This is a genomic window from Chryseobacterium capnotolerans, assembly GCF_021278965.1.
Lineage (GTDB): Bacteria > Bacteroidota > Bacteroidia > Flavobacteriales > Weeksellaceae > Chryseobacterium > Chryseobacterium capnotolerans.
The window spans coordinates 3511759-3528114 of sequence record NZ_CP065589.1; the positions used below are offsets into that span (position 1 = coordinate 3511759).

At 35.5% G+C, this 16356-nt stretch carries 22 protein-coding genes and 1 pseudogene; 5 read left to right on the top strand and 18 right to left on the bottom strand.

Going from position 1 to position 16356, the window contains the following annotated elements; genetic code table 11:
* Nucleotides 1–27: 27 nt before the first annotated feature.
* The 16 genes and pseudogenes from H5J24_RS16770 to H5J24_RS16845 all read right to left on the bottom strand — a co-directional run.
* A pseudogene (locus H5J24_RS16770) lies at nucleotides 28–270 on the bottom strand (PRTRC system ThiF family protein); the annotation flags it as partial.
* Nucleotides 215–352 (bottom strand): hypothetical protein, encoded by a 138-nt coding sequence (locus tag H5J24_RS16775; RefSeq protein WP_167386973.1) that lies wholly within the window; start codon nucleotides 350–352, stop codon nucleotides 215–217. The pseudogene H5J24_RS16770 and the gene H5J24_RS16775, both read right to left, overlap by 56 nt.
* Nucleotides 353–760 (bottom strand): DUF1281 family ferredoxin-like fold protein, encoded by a 408-nt coding sequence (locus tag H5J24_RS16780; protein WP_082811087.1) that lies wholly within the window; start codon nucleotides 758–760, stop codon nucleotides 353–355.
* A 117-nt stretch (nucleotides 761–877) separates the two neighbouring features.
* A complete protein-coding gene (locus H5J24_RS16785) occupies nucleotides 878–1090 on the bottom strand; it encodes a hypothetical protein (RefSeq protein WP_068941697.1) in 213 nt (70 codons plus the stop codon).
* A gap of 12 nt (nucleotides 1091–1102) precedes the next feature.
* Nucleotides 1103–1498: a single-stranded DNA-binding protein gene (locus H5J24_RS16790; RefSeq protein ID WP_068941695.1), complete on the bottom strand. Its 396-nt coding sequence runs from the start codon at nucleotides 1496–1498 to the stop codon at nucleotides 1103–1105.
* 573 nt (nucleotides 1499–2071) lie between these two features.
* Nucleotides 2072–2407, bottom strand: a complete 336-nt coding sequence (locus tag H5J24_RS16795) for a toprim domain-containing protein (RefSeq protein WP_232815707.1) — start codon at nucleotides 2405–2407, stop codon at nucleotides 2072–2074.
* Nucleotides 2383–2913 carry a hypothetical protein gene (locus H5J24_RS16800; RefSeq protein WP_232815708.1) on the bottom strand — a complete coding sequence of 177 codons (531 nt, stop codon included), beginning with the start codon at nucleotides 2911–2913 and terminating at the stop codon, nucleotides 2383–2385. The genes H5J24_RS16795 and H5J24_RS16800 overlap by 25 nt, the downstream gene beginning before the upstream one ends.
* Nucleotides 2914–3342: 429 nt before the next feature.
* Entirely contained in the window at nucleotides 3343–4473 is a 1131-nt protein-coding gene (locus tag H5J24_RS16805; RefSeq protein ID WP_068941693.1) for a hypothetical protein, read from the bottom strand.
* Nucleotides 4474–4521: 48 nt separating this feature from the next.
* Nucleotides 4522–4752, bottom strand: a complete 231-nt coding sequence (locus tag H5J24_RS16810) for a hypothetical protein (protein ID WP_040995576.1) — start codon at nucleotides 4750–4752, stop codon at nucleotides 4522–4524.
* Nucleotides 4753–4800: 48 nt separating this feature from the next.
* Nucleotides 4801–5478 carry a hypothetical protein gene (locus H5J24_RS16815; protein ID WP_141395635.1) on the bottom strand — a complete coding sequence of 226 codons (678 nt, stop codon included), beginning with the start codon at nucleotides 5476–5478 and terminating at the stop codon, nucleotides 4801–4803.
* A 77-nt stretch (nucleotides 5479–5555) separates the two neighbouring features.
* Nucleotides 5556–5705 (bottom strand): DUF3853 family protein, encoded by a 150-nt coding sequence (locus tag H5J24_RS26230; protein WP_429831629.1) that lies wholly within the window; start codon nucleotides 5703–5705, stop codon nucleotides 5556–5558.
* Nucleotides 5706–5812: 107 nt separating this feature from the next.
* On the bottom strand, nucleotides 5813–6355 hold the full coding sequence (locus H5J24_RS16825; RefSeq protein ID WP_068941689.1) for a hypothetical protein: 543 nt from the start codon (nucleotides 6353–6355) through the stop codon (nucleotides 5813–5815).
* 16 nt (nucleotides 6356–6371) lie between these two features.
* Entirely contained in the window at nucleotides 6372–6635 is a 264-nt protein-coding gene (locus H5J24_RS16830; RefSeq protein ID WP_034976006.1) for a helix-turn-helix domain-containing protein, read from the bottom strand.
* 601 nt (nucleotides 6636–7236) lie between these two features.
* Nucleotides 7237–7965 (bottom strand): RteC domain-containing protein, encoded by a 729-nt coding sequence (locus tag H5J24_RS16835; protein ID WP_232815709.1) that lies wholly within the window; start codon nucleotides 7963–7965, stop codon nucleotides 7237–7239.
* A gap of 168 nt (nucleotides 7966–8133) precedes the next feature.
* Nucleotides 8134–8832: a helix-turn-helix domain-containing protein gene (locus H5J24_RS16840; RefSeq protein ID WP_232815710.1), complete on the bottom strand. Its 699-nt coding sequence runs from the start codon at nucleotides 8830–8832 to the stop codon at nucleotides 8134–8136.
* Entirely contained in the window at nucleotides 8808–9791 is a 984-nt protein-coding gene (locus H5J24_RS16845; protein ID WP_232815711.1) for a hypothetical protein, read from the bottom strand. The genes H5J24_RS16840 and H5J24_RS16845 overlap by 25 nt, the downstream gene beginning before the upstream one ends.
* 307 nt (nucleotides 9792–10098) lie before the next feature.
* Between H5J24_RS16845 and H5J24_RS16850 the strand changes: the two genes are divergently transcribed.
* From H5J24_RS16850 to H5J24_RS16870, 5 genes are read left to right on the top strand one after another with little or no spacing between them, the layout of a single operon-like run.
* A complete protein-coding gene (locus tag H5J24_RS16850) occupies nucleotides 10099–10350 on the top strand; it encodes a hypothetical protein (protein ID WP_123882493.1) in 252 nt (83 codons plus the stop codon).
* A gap of 35 nt (nucleotides 10351–10385) precedes the next feature.
* On the top strand, nucleotides 10386–10550 hold the full coding sequence (locus H5J24_RS16855; RefSeq protein WP_167386977.1) for a hypothetical protein: 165 nt from the start codon (nucleotides 10386–10388) through the stop codon (nucleotides 10548–10550).
* A gap of 11 nt (nucleotides 10551–10561) precedes the next feature.
* Nucleotides 10562–11560, top strand: a complete 999-nt coding sequence (locus tag H5J24_RS16860; RefSeq protein WP_232815712.1) for a MauE/DoxX family redox-associated membrane protein — start codon at nucleotides 10562–10564, stop codon at nucleotides 11558–11560.
* Complete coding sequence (locus H5J24_RS16865) at nucleotides 11544–12068, top strand: hypothetical protein (RefSeq protein WP_232815713.1); 525 nt, start codon at nucleotides 11544–11546, stop codon at nucleotides 12066–12068. The genes H5J24_RS16860 and H5J24_RS16865 overlap by 17 nt, the downstream gene beginning before the upstream one ends.
* Nucleotides 12069–12100: 32 nt before the next feature.
* The gene (locus H5J24_RS16870) at nucleotides 12101–12361 is read left to right on the top strand and encodes a DUF6520 family protein (protein WP_232815714.1); all 261 of its coding nucleotides are present in this window, start codon (nucleotides 12101–12103) and stop codon (nucleotides 12359–12361) included.
* Between the two features lie 37 nt (nucleotides 12362–12398).
* Here the strand turns inward: H5J24_RS16870 and H5J24_RS16875 are convergent, their stop codons facing one another.
* Together H5J24_RS16875 and H5J24_RS16880 are read right to left on the bottom strand one after the other, a co-directional pair.
* Nucleotides 12399–14984: an alpha/beta hydrolase family protein gene (locus H5J24_RS16875; RefSeq protein WP_068941678.1), complete on the bottom strand. Its 2586-nt coding sequence runs from the start codon at nucleotides 14982–14984 to the stop codon at nucleotides 12399–12401.
* Nucleotides 14971–16356: a RagB/SusD family nutrient uptake outer membrane protein gene (locus H5J24_RS16880; protein ID WP_028122576.1), complete on the bottom strand. Its 1386-nt coding sequence runs from the start codon at nucleotides 16354–16356 to the stop codon at nucleotides 14971–14973. The genes H5J24_RS16875 and H5J24_RS16880 overlap by 14 nt, the downstream gene beginning before the upstream one ends.

Below are 16356 nucleotides of genomic sequence, written 5' to 3' on the forward strand. Positions count from 1 at the left end.
CCGCCCAACTTTTGGTCAGGCGGTTTTTTATATTTTTATCGGTTGAGAATGGAAATTTTTTAGATTAAGGAAAAAACCTCTGTTTTCTGTCAGTCCATTTCGGAATAAGTTCCACAAAAGAGAACATCCCATTTGTGCCAATGCAGAATTGATATATAAATCCTGTTTTTCAAATGCCTCCGCTAAACTACAACTTGGTGTATCGTCTTCGGTTTCAGACTGTAAAAGCAGTTCTCCAAATTCTTCCGTCACATAAGGAAGATGCGATAATGGCAAAATCGCCATTATCCCATTCACTGTTGGTCATTGTTTTTATCAGTAAATATTCTGTTTGTTGAAGTGATGTTTTCATTTATGCAATTTTTTGTTTGTTACTATTTATTTTCCTGTCTAATAGGATTCTCACAATCTCCTTTTTGTAATCGTAATTTTCACCTTCAAATTCGTAACAATCTGTATCTACATTGTAGATGAAGTCTTGAAAGTCACATTGATTGAGAAAATAATCCTGTAAGATTTGGTTTTCGCATATGGTCTTGCCAAAAACCATACAGCCAGATTCTTCGTAATCCAATACAAATCCGACATCGTAATGATTTGCAACAATCCATAATACTTCGATATTTGGACTCCATCTTGTCTCATAATGGAAAGAACATTCATCTGTTTCACTTAGATAAATTTCACAGAAGTGACCGTTTTTGCTCTTTACAAAATCGGGCAGTTGCCCGATATTTCCCTTAGTTTCCTTTTCTATCATTTCTTGAAATACATTCGAGACTTTGTCCAAAACCTCTTGATTTCCTGTAAATGTTACTTTATTGTTGCACCAATTGCCATAATATTTGTTGTATTAATTGTTGTATTAATTGTTGTATTAATTGTTGTTTTCGTAAATGTATGTTCCGCTTGTTTTGAAAGGTTCTTTTCCCTCTGTAAGACGGATTTCTGATTTAAACTTTCTTGAAAGACTTTTTGCATACCATATTGCTGTAGTTCTCTCGCAATAGAATTGGGAAAAGATTTCCACCTTTTCCCAATCATTCTTATCACTTTTCGCTTTCATTTGAAAGTTATATTGTGCTTCCATATTTGAATGCTTTTAGAATGGTAAATCATCGTCCGTATCTTCCGCAAAAGCATTGGACTTCTGTGGCTGTGAAGCTGGTTGTTCTTCTGTGTCAGACTTTTTTCCACCTCCGTGTACTTTGATGTTTGAAGTATGGAAATTCAGTCCCGATTTTATTTCTCCATCTTTTGTAATCCACCCACTCGAACTCGCCCTACCTGTCAATTCAACTAAAGTTCCTTTGGTTAAAATCTTAGCAACATTTGGACTTAGCCAATAAGAACAGTTGTAATAGGTGGTCTGCTCTTTTCGTTCGCCTTGTTTGGTCTTGTAACTGTCATTGATTGCTACTGAAAAATTAACGACCTGCTTGTCGTTTTTTAAATTGTTGATTTCTGCATTTTTTGTAATTCTGCCTACGATGTTCATAATATTTCGTTTTAAATGTTAATAATTATTTTCGCATTTGTTGAAATTTTCGATTTGATTGATTTGGTTTCGAGGACACTCGTTTTTTTCTTTCTCTGCTTATATCCAATTGGAAAAGCAGAATTATTTGTTGTTTTATTTTGTTGTTTTTTCCGTTGATGTCAAAGACTGTCTGCGATTTAATTGATTCGTATAACTGAGGTTCCGTCTTTTTCTTTGCCGATGATCATAGGAAAGTATCAGGCATATAAAACCACAATCCTCCAAAGTTTTGGAGGATTGTGGCTCGAAATATTTTTGTCCGAAGGATTCAGGAGTGTCTGAAAAAATTATTGGAACTCGTGGAAAGAATTTTTATAGAAACCCAAAAATATTTTTTTAGGTGAATGATGCTGTCCTACATTTGCAATAGTAAAAAGCCAAAAATCAGTTAGAAGTGATTAAATAGAGGGTTTTGATAGTAGGAAAAATGTAAAATTAAACATTAGGTAATCTGTTTTTTTTAAGGTTTAACCAGTTTATGATTTTTAAAATTAAATTTCTCTTTAAAATCATTTTCAGAATTTTTACATTTTACTTTGTTGCACAAAACCACTCGTTTAAATCCTTAAAATCTTTGTACAACAAAGAACAATCTTCAACATTTTTATAGTTTTTCCGGATAACCTGTTTGATTGTAATTCCATTATCATCATTATCTAGGAAAAGTGAGGTTTTATAATATGCTCTAAGTTCTTTATCGACTTTGAAAAGCATTGCCGTAGAATTGAGAATCAAACAATCTGAAATTGAACTTTCTGCACTTTCCAAATTTTTAAAAGTCAGATAATCAAAAAAACCTTCAAAAACTACAATTTCATTGGAAGTATTCAAATCATTTTTTATCAAAGTGACATCTTTTTTGCCCAAACATATCTTTGAATATTTACTTCGGATTTCGACGCCTCCGAATTATTAAAAAATCCAATGCCGAAATATTTTTTTCCGTTCAGTTCGTAGTAAATCTCTTTAATCAAATTTCTTTGTTCCAAAACCTTTCTGAATTTTAAATATTGGATTAATGCCGGATGTTTGATTTCGCTTACCTTGAGAATCTGATAATTCTTGCTTTGGTCGATTTCTTCAATCTCAAGATTTTCTTGAATCGAAAAATCAAATTTTTCAAGATACTTCAAAGCATCAGAAACTGAACATCGATTCATTTGCTGAACGATTGAAATCACATCATAACTTTTCCCGGTTCCGAAATCAAATGCTTTATTTTTCACAAAATCAACCGAAAAACTCGGGATTTTTTCTTCCCTGTCGAGCGCAAAGTAAAATGCAGTTTTCCAATTCTCTTTAACAGGAAAAAGGCTGAACGATTCCAAAACTGTTCTTATATTCACTTTTTCTTTTACTTCTTCGCAATTCATTTTTTTCTTTTTTAAAGCAATTTTTTTATCCACATTTTCCTTTTTAATAAAAAAAAAGACTTTTTAATTACTTTTAATATACTTTTAATGAGGCGTCGTATCCTCTTATGGCAAAGGTTTTGAGCCACTTTTTGGGTGAGCGCAATTCCGAATTCCAGTGAGCGCAATTCCGAAAGTTGAGTGACCGCAATTCCGAAAAAACAACAGTTTTCGGGTGAGTGCAATTCCGAATTCAACTTTCCATTTTCATTCATTTTTAATACAATACTCGTAGTTATCCACATTTTTTTATGGTTATCCATATTTTTAGTGGTTTTGAATTTCGGAGTGAGCGCAATTCCGAAATTTCAATCAAAAGTTTCGGAATTTTAACAATTTTTTAACTTCAGTGACCGCAATTCCGAATTCCAGGTGAGCGCAATTCCGAATTCAAATAATTATCGGGTAACCATTTGGTAATAATTCTCCCATTTTTGTACGCCGATAAATTTGTATGATGTGTTCCTGAATTTCATTTAGAAATAATTTTCCTTGAAATTCCGTAGATTTAATTTCTTTCAATCGAGCTGTTCGGATAAATGCATGGAATGCCTTTTCTATCAAAACTCTTGTTTGTGGAACGTTTCTGTATTGATGGGAAAACTGGAGCATTTCATTTTCGTGCAGACCATATCTTTTTCTGATGTAACTTAATCTTTGGGCAATTTTTTCCCTATTTTCAAGATACACTTCGCTTGATTCCAATTGTTCTCTTGTGTTTTGGGATAAATTGTTGTTCAAAATGATTTTAGTTAAATAAGGAATAATAAAAATTGAATCCCCTCTATACTTGTAATTGAAGGAAAGCGTATTGAATGTATTCAAACTGATTCTTGCAGGTTTTAAAAATTTGAAACAAAAATCCTTGGAAGTTTTATACTTCAATCCAAATTTCTTGTTCAGTGTGGAGAGTTTTAAAACGGCTCCGTTTTCAGGCAGTTTTGCAAGCCAGATAGCGAAAATAATATGCTTATTGTTCCTGATATTGTACACCAAATTGTACAAAACGTAATTGTATTCCGGAATAACCATTAGTTTTTTAAGCCAATAACTACTGATTAGAAACGTGGTGTAACCTCTCTGGTCATAACTAGGTATAGAAATTAGTCCACCAAAAGTTTTGATTTCCTTACCTTTGGAATTAGTAGATTTGTACCAGCTCATTTTGAACTTTGTAAGAAATTCATAAGCATCTACCACCTGCTTTGAAGATCCGCTTGGCGAAATTTTATTGTTCCTGATTTTTAAGGAAGCGAAAATATTGTTCTCGGTTTCAAACTCCTCATCAAACAAGGAGAGTTGTTTAGGTCGGTCTTCCGGACGAAATTGCTCATTGCTGATGATAGAAACAATATTAAATATTACCCGAAGCGCATTGATGGGAATATCCGCAGCCTCGTGACCTTCGAAAATGAAATCGTCCACGAAACGGTTTCCCAAGCGAATTCTCTCAGGATTTATTTCATCATTATTTTCAAATTCCTTGCGGATTAACCGTAAATCCTTTTCCGGGACAGCCATAACATTGCTTTAAATTGGGTTTGAAATTTTTATTTTTCTTGATAAATTTCAATGATTAATCGATTTGCAATTATATACCAACTCGATTTTCTCGCTTTTGAGGGTTTTAGCTCCGTCATTGAGATTATAATACTTGTAGATGTTGATGCCTTCGCCTTGAAAGACCCTTTTCTCGACTTTACCGAAATTTGGGATCTTCACTTTTTGAATTCCTTTGTACTCGGCAAGCATTCCGTTGATGGTTACTTTTTGACCGGGTTTTAAATCTGATAGTGTCATAATTCAATTTTTTTTAATGGATTTTTATCGTAGACATTTGTCGGCCTTTCAAAGGTTGCCGTTTTGGGATTTTGGACGTTTTATATCCGGAATGGATTGAAGTGAAAGTTGATGACTTTCCATTTGACCTTTCATAAAAGGTAATGTACTTTTCAATGAAGATTTCCAATTGGTAATAGGTCTATCAGAACTATTTTTCCAGTCATTGTTTTTCCAATTCTCATATTTCGATTGTATTTCAGAATCTAACTCAGGCACGTAAATTTTTAATGTTTCCGCATACGTTATAAATTCTTCGAAAGACGGAATATTTTCATCGTTCCCTTTTTGAGTGGTTGGTTGTGGTTTTGAGGATTGTATTGTTTGCGATAAATCGCTTTCAATTTCCTGATCACTGGTGTTTTCAGAAAAATTTTGAACGGGACGATCTGTAAGTAATGAAACTCCGGATTCTACTGTTTTTTGAATAGATTCCTCCTTTCCAATTTCTTCTTTACTCATCATTTCAGGGCTAGAAATTTGTGAAGGATAATCTCCTATTAACCTGTATTTACAAGCAAGTCCGCTTTTTGCTTCGTACTGAATTAATCCTAAATTTCGGAGTTTTTCTTTAGTGGATTTTACCGTTTTTCTAGTCACCCCTAATTCTATGCTTATGACAACATCAGAAATTTGAAAATCACAAGAGTCATTGTCAGAACCAATTTTCAGCAGGTATAAGTACATTGAAATTCCCGTTGTTCCAATTGATGTTTTTTGGTTAAAATCCCAAAACCGCCGCATTAATTCAAGGTAATGCATCCTTATTTTTGTGCAAAAAGCGCTAATGCCTTTTCCTTATCAATGATGATAATGTTTCCGTTTTGAATGATGGCATCATCCAACAGTCCTGAAGATTTTATTTCCGAGGCTTTCGAAATAGAACATCCCAGCATTTTTGCCAGACCTTTCAATCCAAATTCATATTTTTTTCCGAATTAATTTTTTTGGAAACCTCCAAAAATTCTTCAACAGTTAGTCGCCATATCGGAGTTCTGGGATCGATATTCTTCATCTGTTCTTAATTTATAGATTTTTTCAATTCAGAGATCCAATTCCTCGCAGCAGCCCGCCAGCATTTCATTGGTTTCTCATTACTCAATTTCCAGTTTTTAGATCGATAAAAAGAGAAAAAGCAATCTGCTTCAGCAGATGGGAGATCCCGCTCAGTAAAATATAACTCAACTTCATTGAACATCGGAACTAAAAACCGAATCTCATCTTGTAGTAAGAAATTTTGATTTTGAGATATTTTTTTTTCACCTACTTTTTCACTGTCAAAATCAATGATCTCAATCAAGCTTCCTTTGTATGAGTTATAACTTGGTGAATAACGTATAAATCCTGCGCGATAAAGTTCTCTGATGCATTTATGGTAGGTAGCGATTGACCTGATCTTGCTTAACTTCATCACATCTTCCCGGCTAATCCGAAAAGGATTCTGAAACCGGTTCAAACTCCAGAATTGGAAAAGTGAAACATACATACTGATGTGAGAGGGATACAATCGATCATCTTCAATGACACGCTCAAAAAAGCCGATGATATTTTTATTATTCTTCATAATTCCGTATTAAAAATTATTGTTTTTTATCCGCGAGTAATTTTTGGATGTCTTTATAATTGTAATACAAGGAGCCCCCTATCTTGCTGTACGATAATGTTCCGTTGATCCTCAGATTTTGTAAGGTTCCTGAAGATATGTTAAGCAGCTTCTTGACCTCAGAACTCCGAAGCCATAATTTTTGCTCTGTCGTCTTACCCTTGAGTAATATTTCAATGCCTTCCAATAGTTCAATTTTGAATTGCTGAAGGTCTTCCTTGGTGATAATAGATATTGCCATTTGTCAATTATTTTGTTCGACAAAATTTCAAAATCACGCTTAATATCTTTCGGTAGTTTCTCGGTACTACCGAAAGATTCTCTTGTACACCCTTTGGATAAAGAGTTTTAGATCAATGGTTACTGATGATTCAACTTAATTTTTTTGAAATTGGAAAAAAACAACCAATTCATTGCGATAAGCAACACTTTTACTGGATTATAATTCAATATTTATCTAAATTTTTTATTTTGTCCCATTAAGGCTATTGTTTTGCCGATATTTCTAAGAGTTATATTGATCGAATTCAAATTAGCTTGAAGTACTTTTAACGATCATCTAAGTAGAAATCTCGCTGATATTGATGTATATCAAGCTGCTCTATGATAAATCACACAGAAGATCTTTCGGTAGCTTATCGATACTACCGAAAGATTTACAATTACAATTCCTATGAAATACTCTATTTTCATAAATTAAGTTGAATTATGAATAATGAAAGACTCTACATTAATACATATTAATGTTTAGCCACATAAAAACCAATACAGTCTTAATTAGTGAAAATAGTATATGGTCCTATTTAAAATTGGAGAATTTTGTGTAGAAACTAATTGTTCTCCTATAGGTCTAAATCATCCAAATACTGATTAAAATTATGCTGAAGCAATGACAAAAATTTAGTTCTGTCTATTTTTCTTAACCGTATTTCGCCTAAAGTCTTGTGATAATTACCCAGATTAATATTTAGTGAATTTTCTGCCCAACGGAAAATTTCCGCCAGATCTGAATGACCTCCATTAAAACACTTCGTTTGATGAAGTGCATACAACAGCTCAATAAGGGCAACTTTCGGAGCCGTCCATTCCAGATTCTTAATATGGTCAATAGAGTTGTCTTTACCGTCTTTTGAATCAATTTTATTTGTTAAATATTGCTCTAAAAGATCATTTGCCAATATTTGAGACACAATATGGTCGTGGGAGGTGGAAAATTCCTCATCATAACTGTACAGTTCCGGACTGAGCTTTAACTTAAAATCAAATTTGAACCGAACGAAATATTTTTTGTCTAAGTATGTCGATTTACGACGATAATAACTGATAAATTCTCTTTGCTCATTATAGAAATATAAAAGATTGGATCTCTCGTTTTCATAATACGATCTTAACGCCTGCGAATCAGCATAGGGTTTTGAGGCTTCTATGGCTAACACTTTGGAATAGTAGATATATACTGCTACGAACTGCGGTTTGGTATTTTTAAAGAAATATATTTCGTTACTCCAGTCCGGAAATTGATATTGGCGCAATAGGTCTTTCAATTGTCTTACAGCAGCGTCTGTTTCCATCAGAATTTCTTCTGCCCGAATCACAACATCATTCTCACTTCTGTTGATCTGATCTACTGCTGTTGTAAGATCTTTCCAAAGTTGATCTACTTTTTTTTAAAATTTTGTCCGTTCATACGTTTTTCAATTTATTGTTAACGTAAAAATCGGGCTAAAAAAATAAAAAAGTCAGGTCTTCTTTAATTCTTCCTGTCTCATTCTGATAAAATCTCTAGGCCTGATACTGTTGATCTCGAGAAAGTGTGCTGAGAAGATCTGCCTGTTCGCCATCCCGCATATTTTGGCGAGTGTTTCAATTTTATAACTAAGATATATAGTTTCCTCTACAAGTAAATTGGTGATATATCTGATTCTTAAAGCTTTAAGGTATGTTGGAAATGTTACATCAAAGTGTACATTAAGTACATACGATAAATGGGTTCGGTTGCTTCCTATCATTTTGGCAACAATGTCAAGTGTTAAATTCTGCTGAAGAAATTGTTTTTCGTCTTCAAAAATCTTCAGATTTGTTTTGATGTCCTCGATAATTTCTGAACTGTATAAGTCTAAACTGTTTTCATCAGATGAAGCGGGTGGTATGAAGTCGAAACTAATGGTTTCTTTTGAGGTACTTAATTTTTCAAGCACTTCCTGATACCTCGCATTCAATTCCTTTTCTCTTTTCCGGAATCTCCAAATGAGAAAAAACAAGATTACCAATCCTGCAACAATGGAAGAATATAAAATGACCTGATGGTCTCTGATCTCCTGATTCTTCCCTTCTAATAAATTGTCCGTATCATACTCACTATAAATTTTGTCCGTGAGTATCACAAAGTCAGCATTAATAATAGAGTCAGCCTTTAACAACTGGTCCGCGTAATACATCTTCCTTTCAGTATCTCCATTTTTTTAGCATCATCGATCAGATACAGGTAACTTGATCTGATCTCAGGGGTAATAAACCAAAATTTATTGACCAGCGAATCAACTTTATTAAAATAATTTAACGATTCAGCTCTATTGCCAATCGACTTATATAGTTTCCCTATATTAAAATAGACGCTCGTCAATGATGCGTAATCTTGATTGGTGATCAAAATATCACGTGAGAGTTTTAATCGCTTTAAGGCTTCATCTGTATTTCCTTTTCTCAGCAGCTGAATACCCTTTCCTTTCTGGAAATATCCAAACTCAACTACAAGCTCGTTATTGTTATGAAGTCTTTCCAGCCCAATATTAATCAGAGAGTCTTCCTTATGATATAGTCTTAGATTTTTATAACAAGTGCTTAAGCGATAAATACTGTTAAAATAACCTGATTCATTATTGTACCTAATGTTCCGATCTAAACTCTCTTTGGCATTTTTTTCAAAAAAATCAGCTGCCTCTGAAAAATGTACAGCTGCCTGCTTATAGTATCCCAAATAGCTTTTGATCATTCCCAAATGATAGATGATCTTATTTTTAAGGTAACCATCTTTTGAATTTTTTGAATATTTGAATGCTATTAAATATTCTTGTAAAGCTTTTTTATATTGTCTTAGATTATAGTAATAAATAATTCCTTTTCCTGCATAGGCTCTCGCGATCTGATCCTGGTCGTTTGATTTTACAGCGGTGACAATGGCACTGTCAGCATAAGATAATTTCCTGCTGGTTTCTTTGCTGTAATAGATGGCTTCTTCGTAACCTCGGATCAATTTTTTAAGGTTATGGTCATTTTTTGCTTTGTCAATGTACATTTTGACAAAAACAATTGCCCTTTCATCATTCTCAGAATAAGAATCGATCAATCGGGAAATCTCTTTGTAAGATTGTTGCTGTATCTCTTGACCTTGTGTCATAAACACAAACAAAGTGAATAATAGCGTTAAAACCCCATTATAATAATGCATTATGATAAGATATATACAAATTTAACAAAAAAACCACAATCAAACGCTTGTTCAAACTTTACACCCAAAACAACTAACTGATTATTAATACGATACACCTTAATTTTGTTGGTAGGATTGATCAATAGTTACATTTAATGTATCAATCGATGCAACAATAGTTTTTTTTAATTCCCTAACCCACCTAATTTCGACATCAGAATTCTAATCAGTATCAAAAACCGGCCGGGATAACTTTAAAACCATTGTTAAAAAAATGAAAAAGTATATCTCACTTTTAAGTCTAATAACTGCATTCTGTATGCAGTCTTGTGAAAGATCTGAGTCTGATTTAAATACAACAGAACAGAAACAACAAAATATGAAAGTTCAAAGCAATAAAGAATCTGCAAGGATTCAAAATGGCATTGCGGAAGAAAAAGGTTCTGACAATATGGATACAGGTGATGATGATGAACCGAAAAAAGATAAGCAGCACTGGAGGATGGCGCAGGACACGATCTGGTAAGGATAATTTCTGCTTAACTGATACAGTTTCAAAAAATGGAAAATCAGAAAGTGATCTTAAGCACCGGAAAGAGATGTACCGAAAGTGGAGAATGGGAGGTTGAAGGAAGGATAAGCACCGTAGTTTACCTTTCAAAAGGCGAAGTAATGCCAACCTACTGTGGGAAAAATGTCAAATGGATATTAGTCAGAAAAGGATAAATATTAAGATTATGAAAACCATCAAAACAATATTTGTAGAATTCGTGAGCTATTTTTTTATACTGCTCTTCTGCTATGCAAGTATCAGTAAAATGATGGATTTTGAGAATTTTCAGATCCAAATCGCACAATCACCTCTCCTGAGTGCCTATGCAGTTTTTATTACATACGGAATTTTAATCCTTGAGCTTTTGGTTTGTTTCCTTTTGATCTCTGAAAGAACAAGGTATATCGGTTTATATGGATCATACATTTTGATGGTTTTGTTTACTGTCTATATTTATTTGATTCTTAACTATAGTGAATTTGTTCCATGTTCGTGTGGTGGCATTCTTGAAAAGATGGATTGGAACACGCATTTAATTTTCAATCTGATATGTATATTGATTGTTGTCTTTTCTATAATTTTTTCTGCAGACCATCAGATGATCAACAGAACAAAGATGAGCTTAATCCTTGTAGTGACAGCTTTTCTATCCTCGGCAGGAATGTTTTTTCTCTACAAGCAGTCAGAAAATATTTTAAAGAGGGACAATGGTTTCCAAAGGAGATTTTTGCAGCATCCCATTCTGAAAGATGGTACTTATGATTTGAAACTGAATTCGTATTATATTGCAGGCTTCTACGGTGATACTTTATATTTGGGCAATTATACCGCACCTTTTTCGATTACAAAAATCACCGATTTGTCTCCATTGAAACAGCAGAATTTACGATTGGACCGAACAGACATCAATTTCAGATCACCGATGTTGGAAGTCGCTGACAGTATAACATATCTGTATGACGGAACAATACCTGTCGTTTTTTCAGGACAGACCGGAAAGAATGAGCTAGCGGAACAAAAAGTTGGAAAGACCTATTTCAGAAAAATAAAAAGCCTTGATTCAGATCATTTTGTAATCGGTGCTTTTCACCGTCTCAAACAGATACAGACTTTGGGGATTATTTCCAAAGGTCATAAGGATTCAATAAAGCTAAGACCCGATTTGCTTGAGAAAAAAAAGTGAAGGATTTTTTGAACCTGACGGGCAGTTAAATTACGATGCTTTTACAGGAAAGGTGGTTTATGTCTATCATTACAAGAATCAGTTTGTCGTTACTGACTACAATCTGAAGTCAAAGAATGTCTACAAGACCATTGACACGGTCAAAACACCGCATCTGGGATTATCCGTCTTATCTGATGGAAGCCGAAAACTGAACAATCCGCTCATCGTCAATGAAGGATCATTTGCTTACAAGGGAGTGCTCTTTGTTCGATCAGACCGCAAGGGAAAACTTGAGAAGGAAAAGGGTAAAAGAGCCATCATACTTGATCTCTATTCTACACAAGAACAAAAATATCTTGGAAGCATAAATATACCGAACAGATCCGAAGAGCAGCGAATACAATTTGCAATAAATAAAGACCAACTGTATGTAATTGTTGAAAATGAAATAATCAGATATCGTTTTGCGCAAAACATCATTCAACATTTCATTTCAGGGGAAGCCGAAAACCTGAACAAAGAGTAGGCACCAACAACAAATTTTAACATCATGAAAAAGTGAGACAAATCGTATTGCCATTGGCTATCCTATTTATTGGAGCCGGTAGTGCGTATGCTACCAATGTAGCATCCAAATCTGCTAAAGCAGAAATTCCTGGCTGGAAAATCGATCTTGAAAATCCTGGCGCGCCATGTGTCATGACGGAGCAGCAATGTACGACCGACAATACAGGATTTGTATGTACGGTCAGTGATGCTTCCGGTGTTCACGATCTTTATCAAACAGGATGCGAAACGGAACTCTTCAGAATTCCTTAACCTCCTTCATCAATTAATTATTAAAAGAAGGGTGCTATTAAGCACCCTTTATATATTTATGTATCCAAGAAATATCTTTATAGTCCTTTAAATGATAATTAAACCAGTCTAAAATCTTGACGGTCAGGTCTCTTTGTGTTTCTTGCTTTTTCATCGCATGACCCTCTTTATCATAGAATAATGCAATCACAGGTTTTTTATATTTCCTCAAAGCGATAAACATCGATTTTGTACCCTCTGGGCTGACATTGCCATCATCTGTCCCAGTCCATAAGAGCATTGGTGAACTGACATTCTGAGCAAACATAATTGGATTGTTCCTCATGTATTTTTCGGGATCTTCAGCAACCGTAGATTTAAACCAGTACTGCCGTCCTTCATATCTATAATAATCTGGCGCATGAAAGTTATAGTTATAGGCATAGTAGGTGCGGATTACATCTGAAACAGCCGCTCCTGAAACATACGCCGCAAAACGATCGGAATGAGTGGCTATAAAATTGGTTTCATATCCTCCGAATGACTGTCCCATCAAACCAATTCTATTCATATCCACATATTTTATTTTTTGCAGTTCATCCAAAGCATTATTGATACTATCCAAAGCAGATATTCCGGCACCTTTATCAGATTGTGAGATGTCGGCAAGCAACACTGCAAACCCCTCCTCTATCAACAGCGGAATATTGTAACCTGTCGGATTTGCAAAAGATGGTCTCAAAAACCTTTTGGTGAGATAGTCCTGTTTCTCATAGATATGCATCACAACAGGATATTTTTTAGAGCGGTCAAAGTTCAGCGGCATATACAACGCACCGCTGATCTTCTCACCATCCGAACCCTTATAAGAAATCCTGATCATCTCAGTTTTCTCAAACTTCTGATCATTCTGATCCGACACATACAATACCTTAGGATTTTCTTTCGCTTTTTTGACCATCAGCATAGGTCGTTTATTATAATTTTCAGCAATCCAGTAATAACTTTCGTTTTGACCCAACTGTTTAAATTCAGTGATCTGATCAGGAGTAGGAGATAAAATTGAACAAAGTTTCCTATTTTTCAAATAGGCATAAGATACACTTAGATCTCTCACATCCGTGGTCTTGATGACCAAAGGTTTCTTTAGATCCGCTGTCCTGAAATCTCTTTTATTTCCGATATCGGTATAGACACGTTTAAAATCGATCAGTTCGATCATTGAGTTTTCTCCCTTAAATACTTCCCTGACCTTTCTGTTAAAGAGATTCTGCTCAGCAATCGTATTGCCCCCAACCCAAAGGACATCGTTGTCTGAAGTAAAATAAGGCATCATTTCCCGAGAAACGTCTAAATCCACTATTTGGAGTTTTATTGTGTTATAGAGTTGCCAGTTATTCTCCTTTTGAATAAGGAGGTAATCACCCGTCGGAGAGATCACCATTTCTTTCTGCACATCGGAGATAAAAGTGTACTCATCCACAGCGGCATTCCACAAAAAAAGTTTATCAAAACCTTGTCCTCCTGCTTTATCCATCTTATCCACCTGATCTTTGTCGACCTGATTCATCAGATACAGGTCATTACCTATTGTAGTTTCCCCAAAATAGCCGGAACGGGTCATCATATTGGTCTTTGCAGTGAATGGGTTCCAATCAATCTGAATAGCTTTAAGTATGGAGGTATTATGCGCTGCAAGGTCGAAATCTGTTCCATACCAAACATCCACCATTTCTTTTTTGGCTCTTACTTTTTTCTCTAGTTTGATAACGATGTGATGATCGGAACGTGATGGGCTGAGCGTCATCTGATCATAATCATTGTATTGGCTGATGTCCAATACAAATCGCTTTTTGTCCCGGGCAATGTAGTAGATCTTAGATGTACCATCATTAAGGCTATGAACCACAAGACCATTTTCCTTAGTTCCTGACGGAACTACATTTTTCAGGTCTTCCGTTGTTGAAAAGACATTTTCAAAAAGTCCCTTTTTCAATACCAGAACTTCATTCAGATCACCCATCTTTCTTCTGACGACCGTTTGATCATTTTTTGCATATACATACTGAACATCAGCAATGGTCTGCCGGAGATTCAGATCGGTATCAAAAACTTCTAACTTACGGCCTTCCTTTTCTGTGTAAAGTACAATCAAGGCATTATTCTTATCATCATATAGAAATTTGCTGACATTCTTCAAAGATCGGGATTTTCCTGTTTCAGGATCAAGGTATTCCAGCATTTCTCCGGATTGGATCGCCAGATGATTCCCTACAAACCTCATTAAATTGATATTTTTCCTTTCCAACAGAAGATTTTGATTCAATATACTCTGCAGTTTCAGATTCTTGGAACCATCGCCCAAAACAGAATACCAGGCCAGCCACTTCCCATTATCAGAAGATTCAGGGAATCGTGTTTCTTCAGTTTCCCTTACCAACTTTTCAAGATGTTCATAGTTTTGAGCAGATAGTTTTCCGGTAGTCAGACTGACGAACATAGTCATAAGCAAAGCATATAAACTGTACTTCATTACATATCCAAACGATCTGGACCCTTGTCCTTCTGCATTCCTAATTTCTGAAAACCTCTTGTTAAATCTTAAAACCCTTACAACTCTGTCCCTCCTATTAATATCCATCATTCTGTGGCGTTAGATTCATGTTCAAAAGCATTTCTTTCTGTGGCAACGGAAAGAATTGGTTGGTTGCTTTCCAATTGACCTTTACAGGTTTGAGCTGATCCAGCTGTCCCCATCTTTTCAGATCTAAAAACCTGTTGCCGTGTTCTGCAAAAAACTCTTTTCTTCTCTCATTCTTTATCTCCTCCATCGCCTGAGACTGTGAAATCGAAGTAGTTAATGCAGTCAGTCCTGCCCTCTGTCTGGTGTAATTAATGAACGGTACTGCCTGAGCGGTCTTGTTTTGTTTCATAAGAGATTCTGCAAGCATCAGATAAACATCCTCCAACCTGTAAATGACGGAGTATTCAGTACTATTGGTCGTTGTAGTCACCTTGTACTTGGTCTGCTTATAATTCGTCTGGGAACCGAATACCACTGCTACAAAATATTGTTGTCTGCGGAGATCACCCATAGAAAAAGAATTGATAAGATCAGGGTTAAGGACAAAAGATGTTGGTGCTGAAACAAAATTGTAGAGCAATGCTTCATTGGTTGGGTCTGTGTTATTCTTAGGCTTCAATTGCCAGATGATATGCTTTCCTGTTTTCTGAAAAACTTTGGACAGGTCATTTTGAAAAACATAGTCCGCATTCTGAATGACTGCCTGACATAGTACTTCCGCTTCCTGCCAATTACCGATCAGCATCTTCATCTTGGCCAGCACCAGATATCCGACCCCCTTATTTATATAGATCCGCTCCGCATTACGATATGCTGTCGGCAGCAGGTTTACCGCCTCAGACATATCTGTTTCAAGCTTTATCAGAAACTGATCCTTTGGCATTCTGTTCAGTGTACTGTTGTACACATAGTCTGTAGTATCGGTATAAGGAATTTCTCCATAGATCTGGTACAGGTAAAAATAAATCAGAGAACGGATCATCAGAGCTTCCCCTTTGATCCTGTCCTTTGCCGATTCAGAAAGGCTCTTTGATCTTTCCACGCCTTCGATAATACTATTCGCCATATAGATTTGCTGATAGGCATTTGTCCAGACCAGACTGACTGTAGAATTCGTTGCAAGGGGCTGGTTGTTGTAAATATCCAGGATCGCATTCCCTGCGCTGGTAAAGACACAGGTAATATCATCGGAATAGGTTCCCAGCAGAGCACCTGAACCGTCTGATGTACCGCTGATCACAGAGCCGGTCCACAGACCTGAATACAAACCTGCCAGGGCGGCATCTGCCGTTTTTTCGTCTTCAAAGATCATTTCAGTGGCCAGTTGGTTATTCGGGAAATCAGTTTCCACAAACTTCTCGCAGGCAATCGTACTGAGTAGAGCGGCGAGCATCACGAGCAGATACATCATTTGATTAATTATATTTTTCAT

What these genes read in the sequence shown, in the direction of transcription:
- H5J24_RS16830 (WP_034976006.1), bottom strand. Translation starts at nt 6,635, where the DNA reads ATGGCAATATCTATTATCACCAAGGAAGACCTTCAGCAATTCAAAATT.
- H5J24_RS16805 (WP_068941693.1), bottom strand. Translation starts at nt 4,473, where the DNA reads ATGGCTGTCCCGGAAAAGGATTTACGGTTAATCCGCAAGGAATTTGAA.
- H5J24_RS16810 (WP_040995576.1), bottom strand. Translation starts at nt 4,752, where the DNA reads ATGACACTATCAGATTTAAAACCCGGTCAAAAAGTAACCATCAACGGA.
- H5J24_RS16815 (WP_141395635.1), bottom strand. Translation starts at nt 5,478, where the DNA reads ATGTACTTATACCTGCTGAAAATTGGTTCTGACAATGACTCTTGTGAT.
- H5J24_RS16790 (WP_068941695.1), bottom strand. Translation starts at nt 1,498, where the DNA reads ATGAACATCGTAGGCAGAATTACAAAAAATGCAGAAATCAACAATTTA.
- H5J24_RS16835 (WP_232815709.1), bottom strand. Translation starts at nt 7,965, where the DNA reads ATGGAAACAGACGCTGCTGTAAGACAATTGAAAGACCTATTGCGCCAA.
- H5J24_RS16825 (WP_068941689.1), bottom strand. Translation starts at nt 6,355, where the DNA reads ATGAAGAATAATAAAAATATCATCGGCTTTTTTGAGCGTGTCATTGAA.
- H5J24_RS16855 (WP_167386977.1), top strand. Translation starts at nt 10,386, where the DNA reads ATGGAAAATCAGAAAGTGATCTTAAGCACCGGAAAGAGATGTACCGAA.
- H5J24_RS16785 (WP_068941697.1), bottom strand. Translation starts at nt 1,090, where the DNA reads ATGGAAGCACAATATAACTTTCAAATGAAAGCGAAAAGTGATAAGAAT.
- H5J24_RS16840 (WP_232815710.1), bottom strand. Translation starts at nt 8,832, where the DNA reads ATGTATTACGCGGACCAGTTGTTAAAGGCTGACTCTATTATTAATGCT.
- H5J24_RS16775 (WP_167386973.1), bottom strand. Translation starts at nt 352, where the DNA reads ATGAAAACATCACTTCAACAAACAGAATATTTACTGATAAAAACAATG.
- H5J24_RS16780 (WP_082811087.1), bottom strand. Translation starts at nt 760, where the DNA reads ATGATAGAAAAGGAAACTAAGGGAAATATCGGGCAACTGCCCGATTTT.
- H5J24_RS16860 (WP_232815712.1), top strand. Translation starts at nt 10,562, where the DNA reads ATGAAAACCATCAAAACAATATTTGTAGAATTCGTGAGCTATTTTTTT.
- H5J24_RS16875 (WP_068941678.1), bottom strand. Translation starts at nt 14,984, where the DNA reads ATGATGGATATTAATAGGAGGGACAGAGTTGTAAGGGTTTTAAGATTT.
- H5J24_RS16800 (WP_232815708.1), bottom strand. Translation starts at nt 2,913, where the DNA reads ATGAATTGCGAAGAAGTAAAAGAAAAAGTGAATATAAGAACAGTTTTG.
- H5J24_RS16845 (WP_232815711.1), bottom strand. Translation starts at nt 9,791, where the DNA reads ATGACACAAGGTCAAGAGATACAGCAACAATCTTACAAAGAGATTTCC.
- H5J24_RS16850 (WP_123882493.1), top strand. Translation starts at nt 10,099, where the DNA reads ATGAAAAAGTATATCTCACTTTTAAGTCTAATAACTGCATTCTGTATG.
- H5J24_RS16880 (WP_028122576.1), bottom strand. Translation starts at nt 16,356, where the DNA reads ATGAAAAATATAATTAATCAAATGATGTATCTGCTCGTGATGCTCGCC.